Below are 24,042 nucleotides of genomic sequence, written 5' to 3'. Positions count from 1 at the left end.
CGCGTGGTACCTTCGGTTACGGCATCCGCCCTCCCGGACCGGCGGAGACGATACATCCATGTACCGACCCCGCCTGACGCCAGCTTCCCTGCTGGCGTCTCCTGGCCGAATGCCTCCACCTCAGCGCTGCGGATTGCCCGTCTGGCCCAGCGGTGGGTCATCTTTCCGGCTATGTGCTGGCTTTTTCATCAGGAATGAAACGATGTTACCCCATTGGAACTAACCAGAGTCTCAATCCGTTATACGAAAACACCGCACTTTTTTAGGCGATGCAGAAGTGACTAAGCGAACCGGCGGCTCCCTCGAACGGGCAATCCGCAGCGCTGAACGGAATGAGGAAGCTCGTATGAGCCAGCAGGACGCTGGCGAAAGGGGCAGCCGGGGCAGGACGCCCCGTCTGCACCGGTACGAAGGCTGACGAGTGAAGTGAAGGCATCGCGCAAAACGCGACGCGAGGACGCCCGGGCGAAGGAGCCGCCGGTTAGCGTGCGCACCGCATCAAGAAAACAACGTGATTACAGCATACGAGCAGCATCAGGCTGACTGCCCATATCACAACAAACCAGAGTCTCGACGCTCTATGCGAAAACACCGGACTTTTTCAGGCGACGCAGAAGTGACTAAGCGAACCGGCGGCTCCCTCGAACGGGCAATCCACAGCGCTGAACGGAATGAGGAAGCTCGTATGAGCCAGCAGGACGCTGGCGAAAGGGGCAGCCGGACGCTGGCGAAAGGGGCAGCCGGGGCAGGACGCCCCGTCTGACCCGCTACGAAAGCTGACGAGTGAAGTGAAGGCATCGCGCAAAGCGCGACGCGAGGACGCTCGGGCGAGGGAGCCGCCGGTTAGCGTGCGCACCGCATCAAGAAAACATCCAGGTTAACGCAACCACTCGGGTAAATCATGCAGCCCCATCGCCTGCTTCAGCAGCTTCGGCTTCACGCCCGGCAGCTTATCCGCCAGCGCCAGCCCGACATCACGCAACAGCTTCTTCGCCGGATTATCACCATTAAACAGCTCGCGGAAACCCTGCATGCTGGCCAGCATCAGCGCAGCGCTGTGCTTGCGGCTGCGCTCGTAACGACGCAAATACAAATGCTCACCAATATCCCTGCCCTGCTGATGCAGGCGTCGGATCTCACCAATCAGCTCCGCCGCATCCATAAAGCCAAGATTCACCCCCTGCCCCGCCAGCGGATGGATGGTGTGGGCAGCGTCGCCCACCAGCGCCAGGCGGTGCGCGGCAAAACTGCGCGCAAAGCGCCCCATCAGCGGGAAGACCTGGCGATCGCTTTCCAGCTCACACAGCCCCAGACGCAGATCAAAATGCACCGACAGCTGCTGATTGAACACCTCTACCGGCATTGATTGCAGACGAGTGGCTTCCTGCGGCGGTAAAGACCAGACAATAGAACAAAGATGCGGATCGCTCAGCGGCAGGAAAGCCAGAATACCTTCGCCGTGGAATACCTGCCGGGCCACCGCATCATGCGGCTTCTCGGTGCGGATATTGGCCACCAGCGCATGATGCTCATAATCCCAGAAGGTAAGCGGGATATCCGCTTTGTTCCGCAGCCACGAGTTCGCGCCATCGGCGGCCACCAGCAGACGAGCGGTCATCATGCTGCCGTCTTTCAGCGTGACAAACGCTTCGTTGTCGCCAAAGGCAACCTGTTGCAGTTCAGCCGGGGAAATCAGGGTGATATCACTCAGGCTCTCAGCCCGCTGCCACAGCGCCTGGTGGATCACCCGATTTTCAATAATATGCCCCAGATGCGACAGCCCCTGCTGCTCATCGTCAAAGGCGATATGACCAAAGCTGTCGCGATCCCACACTTCCATACCGTGATAGGCGCTGGCACGCGTGGCCAGGATGGTACTCCACACGCCAAGATGCTGTAACAGGCGCTCACTGGCGGCGTTAATCGCCGAAACGCGCAGCGCATGAGGCGCATCTGCCGCAGCGGCAACCGGCGCTTCGCGCTCAAGCACCGCCACGCGCAGACCACTCCCCTGCAGGCCACAGGCCACCGCAAGACCGACCATACCGCCCCCGGCGACGATGACATCAAATGTTTGCATTACAGCTTTCTCCTCAACGCTTAACCCAGCCTAACGTGCGCTCGGCCAGCAAATTACGTAACGGCGGCAGATGATCCATCGCCAGCAGCCCCAGGTTGCGCCCCACCGTTAAAGGCAGATAGCGATTGGCAAACAGCCGAACCAGACCATCGGTCACGCCAATCGTGGCCTCAACGTCCGGCTGACGGCGCTGCTGATAGTGATGCAGGGTAGCGAATTCGCCTACGCCCTGCCCGCTGCGCCAGGCGGCGGCCACCGTTTCGGCCAGCGACATTACGTCGCGAATCCCCAGATTGAACCCCTGTCCGGCAATCGGATGCAGCGTCTGGGCAGCATTACCCACCAGCGCAAGGCGGTGAGAAATATGCTGCGCAGCGGTTTGCAGCTGGAGCGGATAGCTGTGGCGCTGACCAACCTGAGTGAATCGCCCAAGGCGCCAGCCGAAGGCGCGCTGAAGCTCACGGAGAAAGCGCTCATCACTCCAGCCGTCTACCGCGCTTTTCTTCGCCAGCGGGTGACACCAGACCAAAGAACTGCGCCCGCCCGACATCGGCAGCAGCGCCAGCGGTCCGTGCTCGGTAAAGCGCTCGAACGCTTGCCCGCCGTGCGGTAGCTGGGTAGAAACATTGGCAATCACCGCCACCTGCTGGTAATCATCGCTGCTCCACTGCATCCCGCAGGCCGCCGCGACCTTTGAACGCGTCCCGTCTGCCGCCACCAGAAGATCCGCATTCAGCACTTCACCGCTGTCCAGAGTCACGCTGACCCGCTGCTGTGTGCGCGCGACGTCCGCCACGGTGTTCGGGCAGCGCAGAGTGATGCCGGGTGCCTGCTTTAGTCGGGCAAACAGCCGCTGCCCGACGTCGTGCAGTTCCACCACGTGGCCCAGCGCGGGAACGCCATAGTCGGCAGCATCCAGTGAAACAAAGGTGGCATGGCCACGATCGCTGACGTGAACGTGGGTAATCGGCGTGGCGCAGGACTCCAGCGCCGACCATAAATTGATTGCGGCTAACTGCTGACTTGTGCCTTCCGCCAGCGCAATCGCCCGCCCGTCGAAACCGGGATGCGCCCGGCTTTCAGGTTCCCTGGCTTCAACCAGCGTCACCGCCAGCTGTCCCTGTGTCAGATGGGAGATCGCCAGAGCCAGCGTCGCGCCGGCCATTCCTCCCCCTGCAATTATTATGCTCATTGCTGCTTCGCTGCCGCCATCAGTGCTTCAATTTCATCGGCATCTTTTACCACCGTATCGGTCAGATTTTCGTTACCGTCCACGGTGATAATGATGTCATCCTCAATGCGAATGCCGATACCGCGATACTGAGCGGGAACATCGGCATCCGGTGCGATATACAGACCCGGTTCGATGGTTAACACCATCCCCGGTTCGAGAAGACGATCGCGATCCACGCCGTAATGGCCGACGTCATGCACGTCCAGACCCAGCCAGTGGCTGAGGCCGTGCATAAAGAACGGGCGATGCGCCTGTTCGGCAATCAGCGTATCAACGTCACCGTGCAGAATGCCCAGATCCACCAGCCCGCTGACCATGATCGACACCACTTCCGCCGTCACTTCACGAATGCTGGTTCCGGGGCGATACAGCGCCAGCGCCTTATACAGCGAAGCCAGTACGATGTCGTAGATCTCGCGCTGCGGCGCGGTGAATTTACCGCCAACCGGGAAAGTGCGGGTGATATCACCGGCGTAGCCCTGATATTCACAGCCCGCATCAATCAGCACCAGCTGACCTTCGCGCATCTGACTTTCGTTTTCGGTGTAGTGCAGGATGCAGCCGTTTTCTCCGGCTCCAACGATGGTGTTGTAGGACGGGAAGCGTGCGCCGTGGCGATTGAACTCATGATGAATTTCGCCTTCCAGCTGGTATTCGTACATCCCGGGGCGTGACTGCTCCATTGCACGGGTATGTGCCAGCGCGCTGATGCGACCGGCCTCGCGCAGTACCGCCTGCTCTTCAGCCGATTTAATCAGGCGCATTTCGTGTACCCACGGACGCCAGTCGGTCAGCGTTGCCGGGGCGGAGAGGTTCTGCCGTGAACCGCGACGCAGTTTCTCCAGGGCGCTAAAGACGATGTCATCCATCTGACCATACTGGCCCTGTGCGTGATACACCACGTCGAGTCCGTTAAGCAGCAGATGAAGCTGTTCGCCTATTTCGCCCCACGGCAGCGCACGATCCACAGACAGCGCCTGCGGTGCCGCATCCTGACCCAGCCGACGCCCAAACCAGATCTCAGCGGTGAGATCGCGCACGCGGTTAAACAGCACGCTGTGGTTATGGCTCTCGTCACTTTTTATCAGGATCAACAGCGCTTCCGGCTCGTTAAATCCGGTGAAATACCAGAAATCACTGTTTTGCCGGTAAGGATATTCGCTGTCATTACTGCGCGTCACTTCCGGCGCGGCAAAAATCAGCGCCGCGCTGCCGGGTGCCATTTTCGCTAACAGCGCCTGGCGACGGCGTAAAAATTCCTGCTGGGTCATTTGCTCTCCTTAAGTTACGGATTCACCGCTTGCAAGCCTTCAGGGCACACTGTTGCTTAATGCAGGGTTGGCTTTTGCACGACCACGTTGGTCGGGGACGAACGGGTAAAGGTATCGTGGCACAGCAGCGCGGCAACGCGCACGTACTCGATCACCTCTTCCAGAGACTGCTCCAGCTCGTCCTGGTCTTCATCTTCGTCGTAGCCCAACTGAGCGATGGTACGCAGATCGTCGATGGCCTCACCGGTTTCACCCTTCACTTTGTACAGCTTAGGCTGAGTCACGCCCAGCCCCAGCAGGAAATGGTTAACCCATCCCGCCAGCGCGTCGGCGCGATCGAATACGGTGATATCCTCATCGTCCGGCAGATAAAGCTGGAACATAAAGCCGTCATCTTCCAGAGAATCGCCAATGGCCTGATGCAGCTCCTGCAGCGGCAGCGACAGCGACTGGGAGAAAGCCATGCCTTCGTTAGTCAGGTCATGAACCAGCGCCTGCCAGCTGCTGTCCTGGTTGCCGCCGCAGAGCAGACCGCTGATCAGACCGTGCATTTCGGCAGGGGTCATACCCACACCCTGCTGTGTAAGTGCTGAAGCCAGAGTGTTGTATCCCGGCATTACGTTAGATAGTGACATTCGTTTTCGTCGTCGTTGGCTGAATAAGTTCGTGTTATGCTACCACCAGGTACCTCAAGGATTCCATTAAAGGGGTTGTTGTTTCTCTCAGGGGTAGTTTATAGTGTCGCCCCTCCCGACCCATTGCGTGGTAAGGGTATTTGCGGGCGCAGTATTCAGTCAGGAAGGTGGCATGTCTGCACAACCGGTAGATCTTCAAATTTTTGGCCGTTCATTAAGAGTAAATTGTCCGCCCGAACAGCAAGATGCGCTGAATCTGGCTGCCGAAGACCTTAATCAACGGTTGCAAGACTTAAAAGTTCGCACTAGAGTCACAAATACAGAGCAGCTGGTATTTATCGCGGCACTGAATATTTGCCATGAACTGGCGCAGGAAAAAGTCAAAACACGTGACTATGCGTCTAACATGGAGCAGCGTATTCGCATGCTGCAGCAGACCATTGAACAGGCATTACTTGAGCAAGGTCGCATTACTGAACGTACTGGTGCGAAGTTCGAATAACACTTTGTCGTTACCTGTGTTACAGTGACGGTGAAGCACAAAATTTCTCTGAGATGTTTGCAAGCGGGCCAGTCCCCTGAGCCGATATTTCATACCAAACAGAGTGTGGCGCTCTGTAACCTGTGTGCATGCCCGGCCCGTCCGGGAAGCCTGATGGTTACGACGGCATACTCACCTTGAACCAAGGGTTCAAGGGTTACAGCCTGCGGCGGCATCTCGGAGATTCCCACTTTTTATCTGCAGTACTCTTCCTTCTGTACGGTTTCTTTTCTACGCTAACGGCACTCAACGGCATCGTTTAACGGAGTCAGCCTCGCGATGAGCCTCAATCTTTCCGACCGTCAGGATATCCGTACCCACGTCCGCCATCTTCGCCGTGCGCTTAGCGATGAGCAGCAGCAGCTGGCCGCGGTGCAGGCTGCGGAACACGCGCTGAGCTTCGCTCCGCTCGAGCGAGCTAAAAATATTGCGCTGTTCCTTTCGGTTGACGGTGAACTGAATACCCGGCCGCTGATTGCCAAGCTGTGGCAGAGAAAGCAGCGGGTTTATCTGCCTGTGCTGCATCCCTTCTCTCCCGGAAACCTGCTGTTCATCCGCTATGACGAAAACACCGAACTGAAAAAAAACCGCCTGCGCATTCCGGAGCCGCCGCTGGATATTCGTCATCTGCAGCCGCTGAGCGAGCTGGACGTGCTCCTGGTGCCGCTGGTGGCGTTTGATGCGCAGGGCCAGCGCCTGGGTATGGGCGGTGGGTTTTATGACCGTACTCTGCAAAACTGGCAGCAGCATGGCTTTTTACCGGTGGGGCTGGCCCACGACTGCCAGCAGGTGGAAAAAATCCCGACGGCCGCGTGGGATATCCCGCTGCCCGCACTGATTACGCCGTCAAAAATCTGGCAGTGGTGAGATAAAAAAAGGCGACCCGAAAGTCGCCTTTTATGTCGTTTACTGCGTCAATCCGTGCCGCGAACCTTCGGCCCGCCAGCGAGATTAGTACAGCAGACGCGCGCGGATAGTACCCGGAATCGCCTTCATCAGCTGCAGCGCTTTATCCGCCACTTCCTGCGATGCATCAACGTCAATCACCACATAACCCATCTGCGGTGTAGTTTGCAGATACTGGGCTGAGATGTTGATTCCCTGATCGGCAAAGATCAGGTTGATCGCCGTCAACACGCCAGGACGGTTTTCGTGGATATGCAGCAGACGGCTAACGCTGGCACCGTGCATTGGCAGCGACACTTCCGGGAAGTTAACCGCGGACAGCGTTGAACCGTTGTCAGAGTATTTCGCCAGCTTACCGGCCACTTCGATACCGATGTTTTCCTGCGCTTCCTGAGTCGAACCACCAATGTGTGGGGTCAGAATCACGTTGTCGAACTCGCACAGCGGTGAGTTAAACGGATCGCTGTTGGTCGCAGGCTCTTCCGGGAAGACGTCGATTGCCGCGCCCGCCAGATGCTTATCGGCCAGCACTTTGCACAGCGCAGGGATATCCACCACGGTACCGCGCGAGGCGTTGATCAGCAGAGAACCCGGCTTCATCAGCGCCAGCTCTTCCGCACCCATCATGTTCTGCGTAGACTGAGTTTCAGGAACGTGCAGGCTCACCACATCGCTCATGTTCAGCAGATCTGAAAGATGCTGAACCTGCGTTGCATTGCCCAGCGGCAGCTTGCTTTCGATGTCGTAGAAGAACACGTGCATGCCCAGACTCTCGGCCAGCACGCCCAGCTGCATACCAATGTGGCCATAGCCGATGATGCCCAGCTTTTTACCGCGCGCTTCAAACGAACCTACCGCCAGTTTATGCCACACGCCACGGTGCGCTTTGGCGTTGGCCGCCGGCACGCCGCGCAGCATCAGCAGCAGCTCGCCGATAACCAGTTCAGCTACGGATCGGGTATTGGAGAAAGGTGCATTAAACACCGGGATACCGCGAGATGCAGCGGCATTCAGGTCAACCTGGTTGGTCCCGATACAGAAGCAGCCTACGGCAACCAGCTTTTCAGCGGCGGCGAAGATCTCTTCGGTAAGATGAGTACGGGAACGCAACCCGATAAAGTGTGCATCGCGAATGGACTCTTTCAGAGCCTCGCTATCCAGTGCACCTTTGTGAAATTCAATGTTGGTGTAACCCGCAGCGCGCAGATTATCGACCGCACTCTGATGTACGCCTTCCACCAGCAAGAACTTAATCTTGTCTTTCTCCAGTGATACTTTTGCCATTTCCCGACCTTTATTTAGCAGACTTCAGATGTGGCTGAATCCCTTTTACCGTTCATTTTGCCACCGCGGCATCGCGAAGCGAGATGAAAAGTGACGGGGATATAAGATTGCCTTCTGTCAAAATAACAAAATTTACGCTGGCAGCAATACAAACGATTGCCTGCCCTACAGCACGGCGGTGCCTTCTGCCAGAACAAACCGATAGAAAATCATGATGCGTTGCATAGCTTCAGGAGGATCGCGCGGCTGAGTCATCTACTGTGACATAAGTCACTAAATTTTGACCGTAAAAGAAAAGATGTTTTTTAGATCAAAATAACAGGCACCGCGCGGGTGCCTGACAGATCATTTGGTAATAGTCTTCACGCCATTTGCAGTGCCGATGAGCGCCACGTCCGCACCGCGAGCAGCAAACAGACCGACGGTCACCACACCCGGCAGCGCGTTAATAGCGACTTCCAGCGCAATCGGGTCAAGGATCTTGAGGTTGTAGACATCCAGAATGATATTACCGTTGTCGGTGACCACATCCTGACGGTATTCCGGCAGGCCGCCCAGCTTCACCAGCTCACGGGCAACGTAGGACCGCGCCATCGGGATCACTTCGACCGGCAGCGGGAATTTACCCAGCACGTCAACCTGCTTGGTGGCATCGGCAATACAGATAAAGCGTTCAGCCACTGCCGCAACGATTTTTTCGCGGGTCAGCGCGGCGCCGCCGCCTTTGATCATCTGCATCTGGCCGTTAATCTCGTCGGCGCCATCAACATACACCGCCAGCGAGTCAACTTCGTTAAGATTGAAAACGTGAATGCCTAAGCCTTTCAGCTTCGCGGTAGAAGCTTCAGAGCTGGAAACCGCGCCCTCAATCTGGTGTTTAATCGATCCCAGTGCATCAATAAAATGCGCGGCGGTAGAGCCGGTCCCTACGCCAACAATGGTGCCGGGAGTCACGTAGTCGAGCGCTGCCCAGCCAACGGCTTTTTTCAGTTCATCCTGCGTCATGATATGTTTAAACCTGTGAGTCACTGTGTGCGCGTAGTATAAAGCAATGACTGCAAAAATAATCGCCCATGAGAGTGACAGATGAGCAGGAATGGAAGCTGGCCCACAAAGTGGTTGATTCACAAAGTGACGTTTGCCCGCGCAAAAGATAAAAACTGTGGCATAGTGCTTAGACCACACCTGAGAAGAGTATAACGATTAATGAAACGTCCCGATTATCGAACGCTTCAGGCGCTGGATGCAGTGATTCGTGAACGCGGCTTTGAACGCGCCGCACAAAAGCTCTGTATTACCCAGTCAGCTGTTTCGCAGCGCATCAAGCAGCTGGAAAATATGTTTGGCCAGCCGCTGCTGGTGCGTACTGTTCCGCCTCGCCCAACCGAACAGGGGCAAAAGCTGCTGGCGCTGTTGCACCAGGTTGAGCTGCTGGAAGAAGAGTGGCTGGGTGATGACAGCGGTGGTACAACGCCACTATTGCTGTCACTGGCGGTAAACGCCGACAGTCTGGCAACCTGGCTGCTGCCGGCGCTGAAAACCGTGCTGACCGACTCTCCGGTCCGCCTGAATATTCAGGTTGAAGATGAAACGCGAACCCAGGAACGTCTGCGCCGTGGCGAAGTAGTTGGCGCGATCAGTATACAGCCACAGCCTTTGCCGAGCTGCCTGGTCGATCAGCTGGGCGCGCTGGATTACCTGTTTGTCGGGTCGAAAGAGTTTGCCGCGCGCTACTTCCCGAACGGCGTCACCCGCTCCGCGCTGCTGAAAGCACCGGCGGTGGCGTTTGACCATCTGGATGATATGCACCAGGCCTTCCTCCAGCAGAACTTCGATTTGTCACCGGGCAGCGTCCCCTGCCATATCGTGAACTCGTCGGAAGCCTTCGTGCAGCTGGCACGTCAGGGCACCACCTGCTGTATGATCCCGCATCTGCAAATTGAGCGCGAGCTGGCGGAAGGTGAGCTAATCGATCTGACGCCGGGCCTGTTGCAGCGCCGTATGCTCTACTGGCACCGCTTCGCCCCGGAAAGCCGCCTGATGCGCAAAGTTACCGATGCACTGCTGGCTCACGGCCATCGCGTTCTGCGTCAGGATACGGTTTAGGCGGGAAACGTTTTGAGTCAGCTGCGGGCGGGCCAGTTGTTCTGGTCCGCCCGCAGTGCGTTATGGCTTACGGGTTGCGCTGCAGCTCAAAGACCACATCAACCTGATCGTCGAAATGAATACTCTGCTGTTCATAGGTTTGTGCCGCAGAGGTCATCGGCGCTGCATCCGCCGATTTATACATCCGCGCCATTGGCATCGGCTGGTAGTTAGCAACGTGATAGCGCACGCTGTAAACCGGTCCAAGCTTGCTGCCAAAGCCCTGTGCTAACTCGCCCGCCTGCTTAATCGCATCATCAATTGCCGCTTTACGCGCCTTCTGACGATACTGCTCAGGATCGGCCACGCCCAGCTCGACGGAGCGGATTTCGTTCAGGCCGTTCTTCAGCGCGCCGTCCAGCAGCTCGTTGAGCTTATCCAGCTGACGCAGCGTAACCTGCACCTGGCGCACGGCGCGATAGCCCTTCAGAACCGATTTGCCATCTTTCAGGTAATCGTACTCCGGCTGAGTACGCAGGTTGGCGGCATTGATATCTTTCTTCTCAATGCCACTTTTATTCAGGAAATCAAAATACTGCTGAACGCGGGTATCGGCCTGCTTTTTGGCTTCAGCAGCATCTTTCGCGGTGATATTAACTTCAATCGCCAGGGTAGCAATATCCGGCGCGGCGTCCACGCTGGACTGGCCTGAAGTGACCACGTGCGGGCCGGCAGGCAGTTCATCAGCCTGCGTCACCAGCGGTAAACTACCCAGAACAATCATTGCGGCCAGAGCCAGTTTAGTGAGCTTCACTGCGTCCTCCATGGGGGTGTCATATGCATCGGATCGGGCGCTGCCGGAGCCGGGTGCTGCGGCAGCGTAATGTTCCGTCTATTCGTCACGATACAGTGTAGAGCGCCGTATCCCGTCACGCTATGACCTGAATTCTGGAAGTGAGTTCCCGTTAATAGAAATGCAGCGCCTGCATCGCCAACTTCAGCGCAATCACCCACATTACGCCACCGACCAGCAGATTGATAATGCGCTGCGCGCGCGGCGTGTTCAGTACCGGAGCCAGCCAGGCGGCTAATATCGCCAGGCCAAAGAACCAGACGATTGAGGTACTGATCGAACCAAAGGCGAACCAACGCCGCGCCTCTTCCGGCAGTTGCCCTCCCAGGCTACCCAGCAGCACGAAGGTGTCGATGTAAACGTGCGGATTGAGCCAGGTTACGGCGATCATAGTGACAATAATCCGCCAGCGGCTCTGCTTCATCGCCCCGGCGGCAGCCAGTTGGACATCCCCGCTGAACGCGGTGCGCAGCGCGCCCCAGCCATACCATAACAGGAACGCCACGCCCGCCCAGGTGACCAGATTCAGCAACAGAACTGACTGGCTGAGCAGCGCGCTGCCGCCAAAAATACCGCCGCAGATTAGCAAAATATCGCTCAGCGTGCAGAGCGCGGCGGTCATCAGATGATACTGGCGGCGAACACCCTGGTTCATCACAAATGCATTTTGCGGCCCCAGCGGCAGGATCAGCGCCGCACCCATTGCAACACCCTGAAAATAAACGGATAACATAAAAAAAGACCTCATCTACACTCGATTTGCGGCAAGTGTATAGCGGCTTCATCATTAGGGGAAACTTTATAATTTAATGCCCCATCACTTTCGCTAATAGCCAGTAATGGCGGATGGCAACACGGCGTGAGAGTGAAAGGCCGCAGTCATGGTCGTCAGGTTTAAAGGCGCTGTCGGCTGTGCGGCGTTGTGGCAAAAAAAAAGCCCCCACCAGCGGCTGGCAGGGGCTTGATATGGAAATAATTACGCCTGCTTAGTCAGATCGACTTCCGGCGCTTTGGTCTGATGCAGGTGAACATCCATCTGCGGATAAGGGATGCCGATTTCTTTCGCATCCAGGGCGTTTTTAAACTCTTTCATCAGATCCCAGTAAACCTGCTGGAGATCACCGGCTTTGCTCCAGCAGCGCACGACGAAGTTCAGCGAAGATGGCGCCATCTCGTTCAGGCCAATCTGCACGCCGCGTTCCTGCAGCACACGAGGTTCCGCCTCAACGATACCGCGCAGCAGCGTAATCACTTCATCCACATCCGCATCGTAGGCCACGCCGATAATAAATTCATTGCGGCGCTCCGGCTCGCGGGAGAAGTTAGTGATATTACCGGCGATGATTTTCCCATTCGGCACCACGACAATTTTGCCATCGGCGGTTTTCAGCGTGGTAGAGAAGATCTGTACGTTCTGAACCGTTCCCAATACGCCAATATCAATAAACTCACCGGTGCGGAACGGGCGGAAGGTGACCAGCAGCACGCCTGCGGCCAGGTTAGACAGCGAGCCCTGTAGTGCAAGGCCGATGGCCAGACCGGCGGCACCGAGCACGGCAATGACTGAAGCGGTCTGCACGCCCACACGGCCCAGTGCAGCAATCAGTGTAAAGGCGATAATGCCGTAACGCACCAGCGCAGAGAGGAAATCAGCCACCGTCGCGTCAAGGTGACGGGCACGCATCAGACGGTTTAAGGTATTGGAAACAATGCGCGCAACGAGCATCCCGATAATAATGATTGCTATCGCTGCCACAATGTTTACCGCATAGCTCAGCAGCAGAGCCTGGTTGCGCACCAGCCAGCTCCCCGCATTGCTGATGCCATCGACCACGTTTAAATCTTCCATTTTCCCATCCTGTTGTTTGCCCAAAAGAGGCGTTCAAAACTCTGCCGCCTGGCGGCAGCCTGAGCATTAAGGGTAAGCAACAGCGCAAGAATCTGCCAGGTTTCTGGCGTAATTAGCTGGAATTTATGGGAAAGTTGCATAAAAAAAGGCCCTTTCGGGCCTTTTTTGCACAGCGGACAAATTACAGAACGTCGATTGCGTTCAGTTCTTTGAAAGCCTGCTCCAGACGAACAACCATGGACGCCTGAGCTGAACGCAGCCACACGCGTGGGTCATAGTATTTCTTGTTCGGGCTATCCACGCCATTTGGGTTACCCAGCTGGCCCTGCAGATAGTCTTCGTTCTTTTTGTAGTACTGCAGAATACCGTCCCATGTTGCCCACTGGGTATCGGTATCGATGTTCATTTTGATCACGCCGTAGCTGATTGATTCTTCGATTTCAGCAGCGGAAGAACCGGAACCACCGTGGAACACGAAGTCCAGGGAGTTGTGCGGCAGGTTGTGTTTCTTGCTAACGTAATCCTGAGAGTCGCGCAGGATAGTTGGGGTCAGCTTCACGTTGCCTGGCTTGTACACGCCGTGTACGTTACCGAAAGAGGCAGCGATAGTGAAACGCGGGCTGATTTTGCTCAGCTCGGTGTAAGCGTAATCAACGTCTTCTGGCTGAGTGTACAGCGCAGATGCGTCCATATGGCTGTTGTCCACGCCATCTTCTTCACCGCCGGTGCAGCCCAGTTCGATTTCCAGAGTCATGTCGAGCTTCGCCATGCGAGCCAGATATTTGCTGGAGATCTCGATGTTCTCTTCCAGAGACTCTTCAGACAGATCGATCATGTGAGAAGAGAACAGTGGCTTACCGGTTTTGGCGAAGTGAGCTTCACCCGCGTCCAGCAGACCGTCGATCCACGGCAGCAGTTTCTTCGCGCAGTGGTCGGTATGCAGGATAACCGGCACGCCGTAGTGCTCTGCCATCAGATGCACATGATGTGCACCTGCGATCGCACCAAAGATTGCAGCTGCCTGCGGCTTGTCAGATTTCAGGCCTTTACCAGCGATAAAAGCAGCACCGCCGTTAGAGAACTGAACGATGACCGGAGATTTTACTTTTGCAGCAGCTTCCAGCACGGCGTTGATTGAGTCGGTACCGACGCAGTTAACCGCTGGCAGAGCGAATTTGTTCTCTTTCGCTACTTTGAAGATCTTCTGCACGTCATCACCGGTGACAACGCCTGGTTTTACGAAATCAAAAATTTTAGACATGTTAGCTTGTCCTGTTTCTTCGGTCGTATTAAAGGATTCTGTTCTCACGCGGAGCCTTACGCGGCTCCGCCCCGAGGTTTAATTACTGCTTAGCACGCTCTTGCAGCATAGCTACTGCTGGCAGAGTTTTGCCTTCCACGAATTCCAGGAAAGCACCACCGCCGGTAGAGATGTAGGAAATTTTATCTTCGATACCGAACAGGTCGATAGCGGCCAGCGTATCACCACCGCCTGCGATGGAGAATGCTTCGCTGTCTGCAATCGCTTTAGCAACGATTTCGGTACCTTTACGGAAGTTCGGGAATTCGAACACGCCAACCGGGCCGTTCCACAGGATGGTTTTGGCTTCTTTCAGCAGCTTAGCCATCGCCAGTGCGGTTTCGTCGCCGAAGTCCATGATCTCTTCGTTATCCTGAACTTCGCTCACTTTCTTCACGGTTGAAGGTGCGGTTTCAGAGAACTCGGTACCCACGCGTGAATCGGTAGGAACCGGGATTTTGAACTCGTCGCGCAGTTTTTTCGCGGCTTCAACGAAATCTGGCTCGTACAGAGATTTACCGACTTTGTTGTCAATAGCCACGAAGGTGTTAGCGATACCGCCGCCGACGATCACGGTGTCGGCAATTTTCACCAGAGAGTTCAGCACGTCAAACTTAGTGGAAACTTTAGAACCACCGACCACGGCAACCATTGGGCGCGCCGGGTTAGACAGAGCTTTACCTAATGCTTCCAGTTCGGCTGACAGCAGCGGGCCTGCACAGGCAACTGGGGCAAATTTGCCCACGCCGTGAGTAGAGGCCTGCGCGCGGTGTGCGGTACCGAAGGCGTCCATCACGAAGATGTCGCACAGCGCGGCGTATTTTTTAGAGAGGGCTTCGTCGTCTTTCTTCTCGCCTTTGTTAAAGCGAACGTTTTCCAGCACTACCAGCTTACCGGCTTCCAGCTCAACGCCGTCCAGGTAATCTTTCGCCAGGGAGACGGTGTCCGCACCCAGCTTATCTTTCAGGTAGTTAACCACCGGCAGCAGGGAGAACTCTTCGTTGTATTCACCTTCAACCGGACGGCCCAGGTGGGAGGTAACCATCACTTTTGCGCCCTGCTTCAGAGCCGCTTCGATAGTCGGCAGAGAAGCACGGATACGTGCATCAGACGTCACTTTCCCTTCTTTTACCGGCACGTTCAGATCGGCACGGATCAGAACACGTTTACCAGCAAGATCCAGATCGGTCATCTTAATTACAGACATGGTGAACCCTCTCGTTGATTCTCAAAGTTTTACAGACGCTGCTGCGTCCTGACTGAAACCGATATCGGCCATCGCTAACGTGGTATCCAGCATTCTGTTAGCAAAGCCCCATTCGTTATCACACCAGACCAAGGTCTTAATCAGGTGCTGACCACTGACCCGCGTCTGCGTGCCGTCAACGATGGCACTGTGCGGGTCGTGATTAAAATCAATAGAGACTAACGGTAATTCCGTGTAGTCAACTATACCACTAAAAGCCCCTTCTGACGCACTTTGCAGCAGGGCGTTGACCTCGCAGGCCTTGACCGCATCCCGCACGCTAACGCTCAGGTCAATCGCCGTCACGTTTATCGTCGGCACGCGTACGGCAATCGCTTCGAAACGGTCATTAAATTTCGGAAAAATACGGGTGATGCCAGCAGCCAGACGCGTATCAACTGGAATAATCGACTGGCTTGCCGCACGGGTACGCCGCAGATCGGGATGATAGGCATCAATCACCTGCTGATCGTGCATCGCTGAGTGGATGGTGGTTACCGTACCCGACTCTATCCCCCACGCATCATCCAGCAATTTGATTATCGGAATAATACAGTTAGTGGTGCAGGACGCATTTGATACCAACAGATGTTCCGGCAGCAGCTCTTTCTCATTCACACCGAAAACGACCGTGGCGTCCAGGTCATTGCCTCCAGGATGGGAGAACAACACTTTTTTTGCCCCTGAAAGCAGATGCGCTTCGCCGTCGGCACGGCTGCCGTAGACGCCGGTGCAGTCCAGCACGATATCCACATTCAGCTCGCGCCACGGCAGCGAGGCAATATCGGCGTGATGCAGCAGGCGGATAGTGTCATCGCCAACCGACAGCAGGTCGCGCTCCTGACGCACATCCCAGGCAAAGCGGCCATGGCTGGTGTCGTATTTCAACAGATGAGCCATTCCGGCGGCATCAGCCAGCTCGTTAATGGCAACCACCGTAATTTCAGCACGACGTCCGGTTTCGTACAGCGCACGCAGAACATTGCGCCCGATGCGACCGAATCCGTTAATGGCAATGCGAACCGTCATATTACTCCTGCATCAGAATTCTCTATGAAATCGGACGATTAGCCTGAGCCAGACGCCGCGATTTGTACAGGGAATTCTTGCGTCCCCCCCGCGGCAGGCCAGCGGCTGCATCGGCGGCGACAATCAAACTGAAACGCTTCAGCTAGAATAATAGAAGAGAGGAATAATAGGAATGACTACGATCAATTACCGCGCTTAACTTTCGATCTGCGTCACAAAATTACGCAAAAAACGGCACATTTTGGCGCATAATTATCCACCCCACCGCTTGTCCCGATGAAATTTTAGACGAATACCACTTTATGTAAACCGCCTCCCAATGAAGCGCTTAATCGGTAGTTACACGCACCAATAACACCACTAAACCAAGGGGTATCATCCTTTCGGACAACACTTCAGAGAATGATGAAATTTCATGCCGTACATTGCTGAAAGGAACCGGGGCGAGAATTTGTAGAAATTGAACATCGCCAGTCACGATCGGCGAGCGAAAAAAAAAGCACCGCCAGGCGGTGCTTTTTTCGGTAAACCAGCCCGATTAAGGGCCGGTTGGAAAGGATTACAGCAGGCCTTTCGCTTTAGCGACAACGTTGTCCACGGTGAAGCCAAACAGGTCGAACAGCTGCTCAGCTGGTGCAGATTCACCGAAGCTGGTCATGCCAACGATAGCGCCGTTCAGACCGGTGTATTTGAACCAGTAGTCAGCGATACCCGCTTCAATCGCTACGCGAGCGCTAACCGCTTTCGGCAGCACGGATTCACGGTAGGCAGCATCCTGCTTGTCGAAGGCATCGGTAGACGGCATAGACACCACGCGAACTTTGTGGCCTTCCGCAGTCAGTTTGTCGAATGCGCCAACCGCCAGCTCAACTTCTGAACCGGTCGCAATCAGGATCACATCAGGGGTGCCCGCGCTGTCTTTCAGCACGTAACCACCGCGAGCGATGTTCGCCAGCTGCTCAGGGGTACGCTCCTGCTGTGCCAGGTTCTGACGGGACAGGATCAGTGCGGTAGGACCGTCATGGCGCTCGATACCGTATTTCCAGGCCACTGCGGATTCAACCTGGTCACATGGACGCCATGCGCTCACGTTTGGCGTAACGCGCAGGCTGGCCAGCTGCTCAACAGGCTGGTGAGTCGGGCCGTCTTCGCCCAGACCGATAGAGTCGTGGGTGTAAACCAGCACCTGACGGACCTTCATCAGTGCCGCCATACGTACCGCGTTACGCGCGTATTCCACAAACATCAGGAAGGTTGCGGTGTAAGGCAGGAAACCACCGTGCAGGGTGATACCGTTAGCGATCGCGGTCATACCGAATTCGCGCACGCCGTAATGGATGTAGTTACCCGCTGCATCTTCGTTGATTGGCTTAGAACCGGACCACATGGTCAGGTTGCTTGGCGCCAGGTCAGCGGAGCCGCCCAGGTATTCCGGCAGCAGTTTACCGAACGCTTCGATCGCATTCTGAGACGCTTTACGGCTGGCGATTTTCGCCGGATTAGCCTGCAGCTGCTCAACAAATTTCTGCGACTCTTCTGCCCAGTTAGCCGGCAGCTCGTTGCTTACGCGGCGTTTGAACTCGGCTGCCAGCTCAGGGAAGGCTTTCGCATAGGCGGCAAATTTCTCATCCCATGCAGATTCTTTCGCCTGGCCTGCTTCTTTCGCATCCCACTGAGCATAAATGTCCTGTGGAATTTCGAACGGTGCATGAGTCCAGCCCAGCTGCTTGCGAGTCAGTTCAATTTCAGCATCGCCCAGCGGTGCACCGTGGGAATCGTGAGTACCGGCTTTGTTCGGTGAACCGAAGCCAATGATGGTTTTGCACATCAGCAGTGAAGGCTTGTCGGAAACCGCTTTAGCTTCTTCTACTGCTTTTTTAATCGCTTCAGCGTCGTGACCGTCAACGCCGCGCACCACGTGCCAGCCGTAAGACTCAAAGCGCTTCGCGGTATCGTCGGTGAACCAGCCTTCAATGTGACCATCGATAGAGATGCCGTTGTCATCATAGAACGCCACCAGTTTGCCCAGCTTCAGCGTACCCGCCAGTGAACAGACTTCGTGTGAGATGCCTTCCATCATGCAGCCGTCGCCCATGAACACGTAGGTGTTATGGTCAACAACGTCGTGGCCCGGACGGTTGAACTGTGCAGCCAGAGTGCGCTCGGCAATTGCAAAACCAACGGCGTTAGCAATACCCTGGCCCAGCGGACCGGTAGTAGTTTCTACGCCTGCGGTGTAACCGTATTCTGGGTGACCTGGGGTTTTGGAATGCAGCTGACGGAAGTTAGCCAGTTCGCCGATTGGCAGATCGTAGCCTGTGAGGTGCAGCAGGCTGTAAATCAGCATTGAGCCGTGGCCGTTAGACAGCACGAAACGGTCACGATCGGCCCACAGCGGGTTAGACGGGTTGTGGTTCAGGAAGTCGCGCCACAGCACCTCAGCGATATCAGCCATACCCATTGGGGCACCCGGGTGGCCGGATTTGGCTTTCTGTACCGCATCCATACTTAATGCGCGAATGGCGTTGGCAAGCTCTTTACGAGAAGACATTTTCTACTCCAGGTCGGATTTAACGCTTCGCCGTACTTAACCTATTGTAATTAATGAGTTATCAGGCAAAGCCGAAGGAAAGTCGACCATCAATGTACATGAAATATGGGTAACATGTACATGCCGCAGGATGTAAAAATAATCACATAAGTTGCACTTTGGGAATCTCCCGACTAGGCAAAGACGGCAGCAGAGGCTATAACTCAACTATCTGGCGGGTTATTAACCACCCTTCCACTCGCTAACTTAATGATTTATTTACCTTGTTACTAATAATGGATAAACCGGAATGAAGAAACGCATTTCTTTAGCTGCCCTGGCACTGGCAACCCTTATTTCTGGCTGTCAGAACTTCGACAGCAATGGACTGATGCAGTCCGGCGCACAGGCGTTTCAGGCTGCCACGCTGAGCGATGCGCAGGTAAAAGAGCTAAGTGACAAATCCTGCCAGCAAATGGACAGCACCACACCAATCGCTGATGCCAACAGCAGCTATACCAAGCGTTTAAACAAAATTTCTGCCGCACTGGGCGATAACATCAACGGCACGCCGGCAAACTACAAGGTTTACCTCACCAAAGACGTCAATGCCTGGGCGATGGCAAATGGCTGTATCCGGGTTTACAGCGGCCTGATGGATATGATGACCGACAATGAAGTTGAGGCGGTTCTGGGCCATGAAATGGGCCACGTTGCGCTAGGACACTCGCGCAAGGCTATGCAAGTGGCCTACGCGACAACGGCCGCTCGCACCGCCGCTGCATCTGCCGGTGGCATTGCCGCTTCTCTTTCCCAGTCGCAGCTTGGGGATATCGGTGAAAAACTGGTGAATTCACAGTTCTCGCAGCGCCAGGAGTCGGAAGCAGATGATTATTCCTACGATCTGCTGCGCAAACGCAACATAAACCCGGCAGGACTGGCCACCAGCTTTGAAAAGCTGGCGAAGCTGGAAGCCGGCCGCCAGAGTTCAATGTTTGACGATCACCCTGCCTCTGAAGCGCGAGCGCAGCATATTCGTGAGCGGATGGCGGCAGACGGAATCAAATAAACTCAAAGCGGGCTAACCGTCACTTCCAGCGGATAGCCCGCATTACAGATGGACAATGAGCACCAAACTCAGGTTGACAGTCCACGCATTGAAAACAACGTTGAAGATAGTTCGATTAATAATAAACATAGATTATAAATTTAATACAAAAGATATTAACAAAGCATAAATTTCCGACTGAATCGCACGACGTGTTAATTATTCAAATTACAATTCAGACTACCGACAGTTTCATCTCCGCCAGAAATTATAAAAAATCATAACCCATCCATTTATGCACTTTATTTCACCTTCATTAAGAAATCCCAAAGCAAACATTGCAGGAAATTCAATTACAAAGTTCTTGCATAGCGCTCTGAGCCTGGGCCTAATAGGTATTTAACGATTGCAATCGCTTAACCTGTGGTGAATACCATCAGGGTAAAATTTATATTTCATATTATTCAGCAAGAGAATTAACTCCAGTGAAAAAAGAACTATTATTAATTACATTAAACTTATGTGCCGTAATACCGACCATCGCCAGCGAGCAAGCAGACAGCAAAGGTTTTATCGCAGACAGCCATTTAGACCTGCTGTTACGTAACGCTTATATTGACCGTGATTACCGCAACGGCGTGCAGGATAAAGCCGAATGGGGCCAGGGTGCTATTACCAAATTCCATTCAGGCTATACCGAAGGGCTGATTGGTTTCGGTGTTGATGGCATCGCGCAGTACGCCGTTCGCCTTGACGGCGGTCGCGGTCGCAGCGGCGCCAGCGGCATCGACTTCTTCAAACAGGGGAACGACGGCGGTCGGGCTAAACACAATCTCGCAAAATTTGGCGCTACCGCCAAAATGCGCATTTCGAACACCGTACTGAGCTACGGTAATCAGTACCCCATTTTGCCCATTCTCTATGCCGATGACTCACGCCTGCTGCTGGAAACCTATACCGGAACAATGCTGAACTCGAAAGAAATTACCGGGCTGGAGATCAACGCCGGTTACTTCACGGACGAGCAGCGTAAAAGCGATGACCGCCACAATAGTGGCCTGAAAAGCCTGTCATTCGGCGGTGCCAGCTATCAGTTCAGCGATCGATTCAGCGGCTCGGCCTATGCTTCCGATGTTAAAGACGTGCTTAAAAAACAGTATCTTGGCATGACCTACAATCAGCCATTCAGCAATGAACAAAAGCTGATACTCGACTTCAATGGCTATAACTCGCGTCTTGATTCCGACTATGCGCGCAGGCTCGATACCGGCCGCAATAATACCATCTGGAGCCTGGCGGCGAGCTACATCTGGGATGTTCAAACCTTCGAACTGGCTTATCAGCACAGCAGCGGCAGTACCGGTTATCAATACGGCGGCTATCGCAATGCTGGTGGCACAGGCGACGGCGGTAACACTATCTGGCTGTCCAACTCCTACTGGTCGGATTTTGATGGTGAAGGCGAGCGTTCATGGCAGGCTTCTTACGGGCTGGATTTTTCCGGTATTGGCGTGCCGGGAATGAGCTGGACCACCGCTTATGTTCGCGGAGACAACATTAAAACCGCTGAAACCCGCAACGGCAAGGAACACGAGTGGTTTAACCAGATTCAGTATCAGGTGCAAAACGGTCCGGCGAAAGACCTGAAGCTGACCCTGCGTTATTCCATACTGCGGGTATCCAGCAACGCCAGTGATTATAACGTCGGGGGTAACGAGGTTCGCGTATACGTTGATTACCCGTTTAGCGCGTTTTAACGATGTTATTTCATCGCTAAATGACAGAAGAAAAGACGACTGCCGCACGCCACTGTGCGGCAGTCGTTATCGGGCTTAGCCTTTGTTAGCCGCCTGAACGTGCAGCATATCTAACGCCAGCGTTGCCGCTGCCAGAGCAGTGATATCCGACTGGTCGTAGCCTGGTGCCACTTCGACCAGGTCCATTCCCACAATGTTCATTCCCTGCAAGCCACGGATCAGTTTGGTGGCTTTATCGCTGGTCAGCCCACCGATAACCGGCGTACCGGTCCCCGGCGCGTGAGCCGGATCGAGGCAGTCGATGTCAAAGGTCAGATAGATTGGCAGATCGCCGACGATCTGTTTCACCTGAGCAAGAATGTCGTCGACGCTGCGATCGTTAACCTGCGCCGCATCCAGCACGTTAAAGCCCAAAGAGCGATCAAATTCGGTGCGGATACCGATCTGCACCGAATGTTCCGGCGAGATCAGGCCCTCTTTCGGCGCGGTATAGAACATGGTGCCATGGTCGAAAGTTGGGCCGTTGTCATAGGTATCGGTGTGGGCATCGAAGTGCACCAGCGCCATCTTACCGAAGGTTTTCGCATGCGCGCGCAGCAGCGGCAGTGAGATATAGTGATCGCCGCCGAAGGTCAGCATGCGTTTGCCGTTCGCCAGCAGCTTTTCTGCATGCGCCTGCAGCTTGTCGCTCAGATCCTGTGAATCACCGAAGGCATACACCAAATCACCGCAGTCAATCACGTTAAGACGTTCGCGCAGATTGAACTGCCACGGCCAGCGGCAGCCTTCCCACGCCAGATTGGTCGAGATCTGACGAATAGCGCCCGGCCCCAGACGGCTGCCCGGGCGGCCGGAAGTCGCAGCATCAAAAGGTACGCCGGTAATCACCCATTCGGCATCGCTGTCGTACGGCTGGAAGTTGACCGGGAAACGCATAAATCCAAATGCATTTGAAACCAGAGAGTTATCATACTGATTACCCAAAGTGTTGTGCATAACGGCTCCTTAATTGACTGTTCAGCCAGCGCTGACGGCTCGCTACAGATGAAAAAAAATCCCCGCCGCGTCGTTAGGCCCGACGAGAAAGGGATTTGAGGTTGGTGAACGAAATATCACACCAGATTATGCCTCTATTTTAGCATGTTCAGGGGAATGCGTGTGAAGCGCTTACCCCATTCAGTCCTAAAAAATCAGCCTCCGATCAAAATAGTCAAATTTAGACTATTGACGAAATCAAAAAGTGACCTCATGCTCTTTTCATCACCTGGAGGCGCTATGAATCTGACACGACATGCTTACAAACGAATGAATGAGAGATGTATTCAGCAGGCTTTGATTGATATCGCACTTAAATTTGGTTCAGATTCAGGCGATGGAGAAAAAGTTATTCTGGATAAAAAAACAATTACCGCGATGATGGGGACATTATCTGGTCTTCTCCAGCAACTCGAAAAACTGAAGGGCCGAGGTGGACTGACAATTGTTGAAGTGAACGAGATGCTTATCACTGCTTACTATAATAATTCGTTCGATGTTAAAAAGAGAAAAAACAGCCATGAAAAACATTACGATAAATGAAGAACATTTTGGGCAGGGATCTTTAGGCCAGACAAAAAGCACCCCGACTAAATTAAACATAAAAATCAATAAAGTTGACCTGGCGATTCTGGATGAACTGGCTGCACTGACCGACGATACGCGTTCTCAGGTCGTTAATGCAGCTATTGAAGCTCTTGTCTATAAATTCTTCAATCAGGATGTTGAAAATTTCGATACTCGCTACCTGCTGGCATCAGAGGCAGATAAACGTAATCCTGAATTAAATAATTCATTATCCATTGATAAAAGCTGGCTATACGAAATCGATCCTAATGGACAAATCGGTCAGGTGGAAAATAAATATTACCAGCAACAGAATTTTTACTCTCAAGAACATGATGATATCAAATCAATTCTTTCTTCAAGTGTGAAAAAATAAAATGAAAAAACTTTCTCAGGTTATCAATGAACGTTTGGCTAACAGCAACAGCAGTGAATATGTCACTATCAGCTATCGACCGAGCCATAAAATTGCAGCCATGATCGATGTGATGTGTGATGTTTATGGTCAGAACAAAGCAAATTTGTTTTACGATAAGATCGGTGAACTGCTGTCAGAATACCTTCTTACTTCGAAGGAAAGCATTCCACTGATTAAGAAAACTGCCGAGGAGTACAGCGAGGACGAACTTTCTCGTTCATGCCTTGGAGCATTAATGGAAAGAGGTACTCTCTCTGTAGACTGGCCCCAGGATGAAAAATTCACCAACCGTTTATTGAAGCTTTAGCTCATCCATAATATCGCTATCGTTTACAACAGGATGTTTTTTAATAAAAGCTACAGACTCTCATGTC

General features: G+C 54.2%; 23 protein-coding genes and 1 other RNA gene. 10 read left to right on the top strand and 14 right to left on the bottom strand.

The window, feature by feature from the left end; translation table 11 throughout:
* Nucleotides 1–616 precede the first annotated feature (616 nt).
* A complete protein-coding gene (locus OMR58_RS04850) occupies nt 617–763 on the top strand; it encodes a hypothetical protein (RefSeq protein ID WP_264545366.1) in 147 nt (48 codons plus the stop codon).
* 114 nt (nt 764–877) lie between these two features.
* Here OMR58_RS04850 and ubiI read toward each other — a convergent pair whose 3' ends face one another.
* Genes ubiI through OMR58_RS04830 form a run of 4 tightly spaced genes read right to left on the bottom strand, consistent with a single transcriptional unit; the run spans nt 878 to nt 5,220 of the window.
* Entirely contained in the window at nt 878–2,080 is a 1,203-nt protein-coding gene (ubiI, locus tag OMR58_RS04845) for an FAD-dependent 2-octaprenylphenol hydroxylase (protein ID WP_200560100.1), read from the bottom strand.
* Between the two features lie 13 nt (nt 2,081–2,093).
* Nucleotides 2,094–3,272, bottom strand: coding sequence for a 2-octaprenyl-6-methoxyphenyl hydroxylase (gene ubiH / locus OMR58_RS04840; RefSeq protein WP_264545365.1), 1,179 nt, complete (start codon nt 3,270–3,272; stop codon nt 2,094–2,096).
* Entirely contained in the window at nt 3,269–4,585 is a 1,317-nt protein-coding gene (gene pepP / locus OMR58_RS04835) for a Xaa-Pro aminopeptidase (RefSeq protein WP_264545364.1), read from the bottom strand. The genes ubiH and pepP overlap by 4 nt, the downstream gene beginning before the upstream one ends.
* A 56-nt stretch (nt 4,586–4,641) precedes the next feature.
* Nucleotides 4,642–5,220: a YecA/YgfB family protein gene (locus OMR58_RS04830; RefSeq protein ID WP_264545363.1), complete on the bottom strand. Its 579-nt coding sequence runs from the start codon at nt 5,218–5,220 to the stop codon at nt 4,642–4,644.
* 172 nt (nt 5,221–5,392) lie between these two features.
* Here OMR58_RS04830 and zapA point away from each other — a divergent pair, with 172 nt between their 5' ends.
* The 3 genes from zapA to OMR58_RS04815 all read left to right on the top strand — a co-directional run bounded on the left by zapA (nt 5,393) and on the right by OMR58_RS04815 (nt 6,628).
* Nucleotides 5,393–5,722, top strand: coding sequence for a cell division protein ZapA (gene zapA, locus OMR58_RS04825; RefSeq protein ID WP_105592351.1), 330 nt, complete (start codon nt 5,393–5,395; stop codon nt 5,720–5,722).
* 42 nt (nt 5,723–5,764) lie between these two features.
* Nucleotides 5,765–5,949: non-coding RNA, 6S RNA (gene ssrS, locus OMR58_RS04820), on the top strand.
* A gap of 91 nt (nt 5,950–6,040) precedes the next feature.
* Nucleotides 6,041–6,628: a 5-formyltetrahydrofolate cyclo-ligase gene (locus tag OMR58_RS04815; RefSeq protein ID WP_264545362.1), complete on the top strand. Its 588-nt coding sequence runs from the start codon at nt 6,041–6,043 to the stop codon at nt 6,626–6,628.
* A gap of 84 nt (nt 6,629–6,712) precedes the next feature.
* On the opposite strand, the gene serA is transcribed toward OMR58_RS04815, so the two are convergent.
* Both serA and rpiA read right to left on the bottom strand, forming a co-directional pair.
* The gene (gene serA / locus OMR58_RS04810) at nt 6,713–7,951 is read right to left on the bottom strand and encodes a phosphoglycerate dehydrogenase (protein WP_105592353.1); all 1,239 of its coding nucleotides are present in this window, start codon (nt 7,949–7,951) and stop codon (nt 6,713–6,715) included.
* A 345-nt stretch (nt 7,952–8,296) separates the two neighbouring features.
* On the bottom strand, nt 8,297–8,956 hold the full coding sequence (rpiA, locus tag OMR58_RS04805) for a ribose-5-phosphate isomerase RpiA (RefSeq protein WP_205066014.1): 660 nt from the start codon (nt 8,954–8,956) through the stop codon (nt 8,297–8,299).
* 201 nt (nt 8,957–9,157) lie between these two features.
* Between rpiA and OMR58_RS04800 the strand changes: the two genes are divergently transcribed.
* Nucleotides 9,158–10,057, top strand: a complete 900-nt coding sequence (locus OMR58_RS04800; RefSeq protein WP_105592355.1) for a LysR family transcriptional regulator ArgP — start codon at nt 9,158–9,160, stop codon at nt 10,055–10,057.
* Between the two features lie 67 nt (nt 10,058–10,124).
* On the opposite strand, the gene OMR58_RS04795 is transcribed toward OMR58_RS04800, so the two are convergent.
* From OMR58_RS04795 to tkt, 7 genes are all read right to left on the bottom strand, one after another.
* Nucleotides 10,125–10,850 carry an oxidative stress defense protein gene (locus OMR58_RS04795; protein WP_105592356.1) on the bottom strand — a complete coding sequence of 242 codons (726 nt, stop codon included), beginning with the start codon at nt 10,848–10,850 and terminating at the stop codon, nt 10,125–10,127.
* 151 nt (nt 10,851–11,001) lie between these two features.
* The gene (argO, locus tag OMR58_RS04790; protein WP_200560105.1) at nt 11,002–11,622 is read right to left on the bottom strand and encodes an arginine exporter ArgO; all 621 of its coding nucleotides are present in this window, start codon (nt 11,620–11,622) and stop codon (nt 11,002–11,004) included.
* A 243-nt stretch (nt 11,623–11,865) separates the two neighbouring features.
* On the bottom strand, nt 11,866–12,738 hold the full coding sequence (gene mscS, locus OMR58_RS04785) for a small-conductance mechanosensitive channel MscS (protein ID WP_200560106.1): 873 nt from the start codon (nt 12,736–12,738) through the stop codon (nt 11,866–11,868).
* 181 nt (nt 12,739–12,919) lie between these two features.
* Nucleotides 12,920–13,999, bottom strand: coding sequence for a class II fructose-bisphosphate aldolase (gene fbaA, locus OMR58_RS04780; RefSeq protein WP_105592360.1), 1,080 nt, complete (start codon nt 13,997–13,999; stop codon nt 12,920–12,922).
* An 82-nt stretch (nt 14,000–14,081) separates the two neighbouring features.
* A complete protein-coding gene (pgk, locus tag OMR58_RS04775) occupies nt 14,082–15,245 on the bottom strand; it encodes a phosphoglycerate kinase (RefSeq protein WP_105592361.1) in 1,164 nt (387 codons plus the stop codon).
* Between the two features lie 21 nt (nt 15,246–15,266).
* Nucleotides 15,267–16,313 carry an erythrose-4-phosphate dehydrogenase gene (gene epd / locus OMR58_RS04770; protein WP_264545361.1) on the bottom strand — a complete coding sequence of 349 codons (1,047 nt, stop codon included), beginning with the start codon at nt 16,311–16,313 and terminating at the stop codon, nt 15,267–15,269.
* Between the two features lie 559 nt (nt 16,314–16,872).
* On the bottom strand, nt 16,873–18,864 hold the full coding sequence (tkt, locus tag OMR58_RS04765) for a transketolase (protein WP_200560109.1): 1,992 nt from the start codon (nt 18,862–18,864) through the stop codon (nt 16,873–16,875).
* A gap of 289 nt (nt 18,865–19,153) precedes the next feature.
* Between tkt and OMR58_RS04760 the strand changes: the two genes are divergently transcribed.
* Together OMR58_RS04760 and OMR58_RS04755 are read left to right on the top strand one after the other, a co-directional pair.
* Nucleotides 19,154–19,912 (top strand): M48 family metallopeptidase, encoded by a 759-nt coding sequence (locus OMR58_RS04760; protein WP_200560110.1) that lies wholly within the window; start codon nt 19,154–19,156, stop codon nt 19,910–19,912.
* 464 nt (nt 19,913–20,376) lie between these two features.
* Entirely contained in the window at nt 20,377–21,648 is a 1,272-nt protein-coding gene (locus OMR58_RS04755) for an OprD family porin (protein ID WP_264545360.1), read from the top strand.
* A 75-nt stretch (nt 21,649–21,723) separates the two neighbouring features.
* On the opposite strand, the gene speB is transcribed toward OMR58_RS04755, so the two are convergent.
* Nucleotides 21,724–22,644 (bottom strand): agmatinase, encoded by a 921-nt coding sequence (gene speB, locus OMR58_RS04750; RefSeq protein ID WP_200546319.1) that lies wholly within the window; start codon nt 22,642–22,644, stop codon nt 21,724–21,726.
* Nucleotides 22,645–22,923: 279 nt separating this feature from the next.
* Here speB and OMR58_RS04745 point away from each other — a divergent pair, with 279 nt between their 5' ends.
* Genes OMR58_RS04745 through OMR58_RS04735 form a run of 3 tightly spaced genes read left to right on the top strand, consistent with a single transcriptional unit; the run spans nt 22,924 to nt 23,975 of the window.
* A complete protein-coding gene (locus OMR58_RS04745; RefSeq protein ID WP_200560112.1) occupies nt 22,924–23,226 on the top strand; it encodes a DUF4258 domain-containing protein in 303 nt (100 codons plus the stop codon).
* Nucleotides 23,204–23,626, top strand: coding sequence for a ribbon-helix-helix domain-containing protein (locus tag OMR58_RS04740; RefSeq protein ID WP_200560113.1), 423 nt, complete (start codon nt 23,204–23,206; stop codon nt 23,624–23,626). The genes OMR58_RS04745 and OMR58_RS04740 overlap by 23 nt, the downstream gene beginning before the upstream one ends.
* Before the next feature lies 1 nt (nt 23,627).
* Nucleotides 23,628–23,975: a hypothetical protein gene (locus OMR58_RS04735; protein WP_200560114.1), complete on the top strand. Its 348-nt coding sequence runs from the start codon at nt 23,628–23,630 to the stop codon at nt 23,973–23,975.
* The last annotated feature ends 67 nt before the right edge of the window (nt 23,976–24,042 follow it).

It is taken from the genome of Erwinia sp. INIA01, from assembly GCF_025947915.1.
Taxonomy (GTDB): Bacteria; Pseudomonadota; Gammaproteobacteria; order Enterobacterales; family Enterobacteriaceae; genus Erwinia; species Erwinia coffeiphila.
This window is presented reverse-complemented; position numbering and strand designations above follow the sequence as displayed.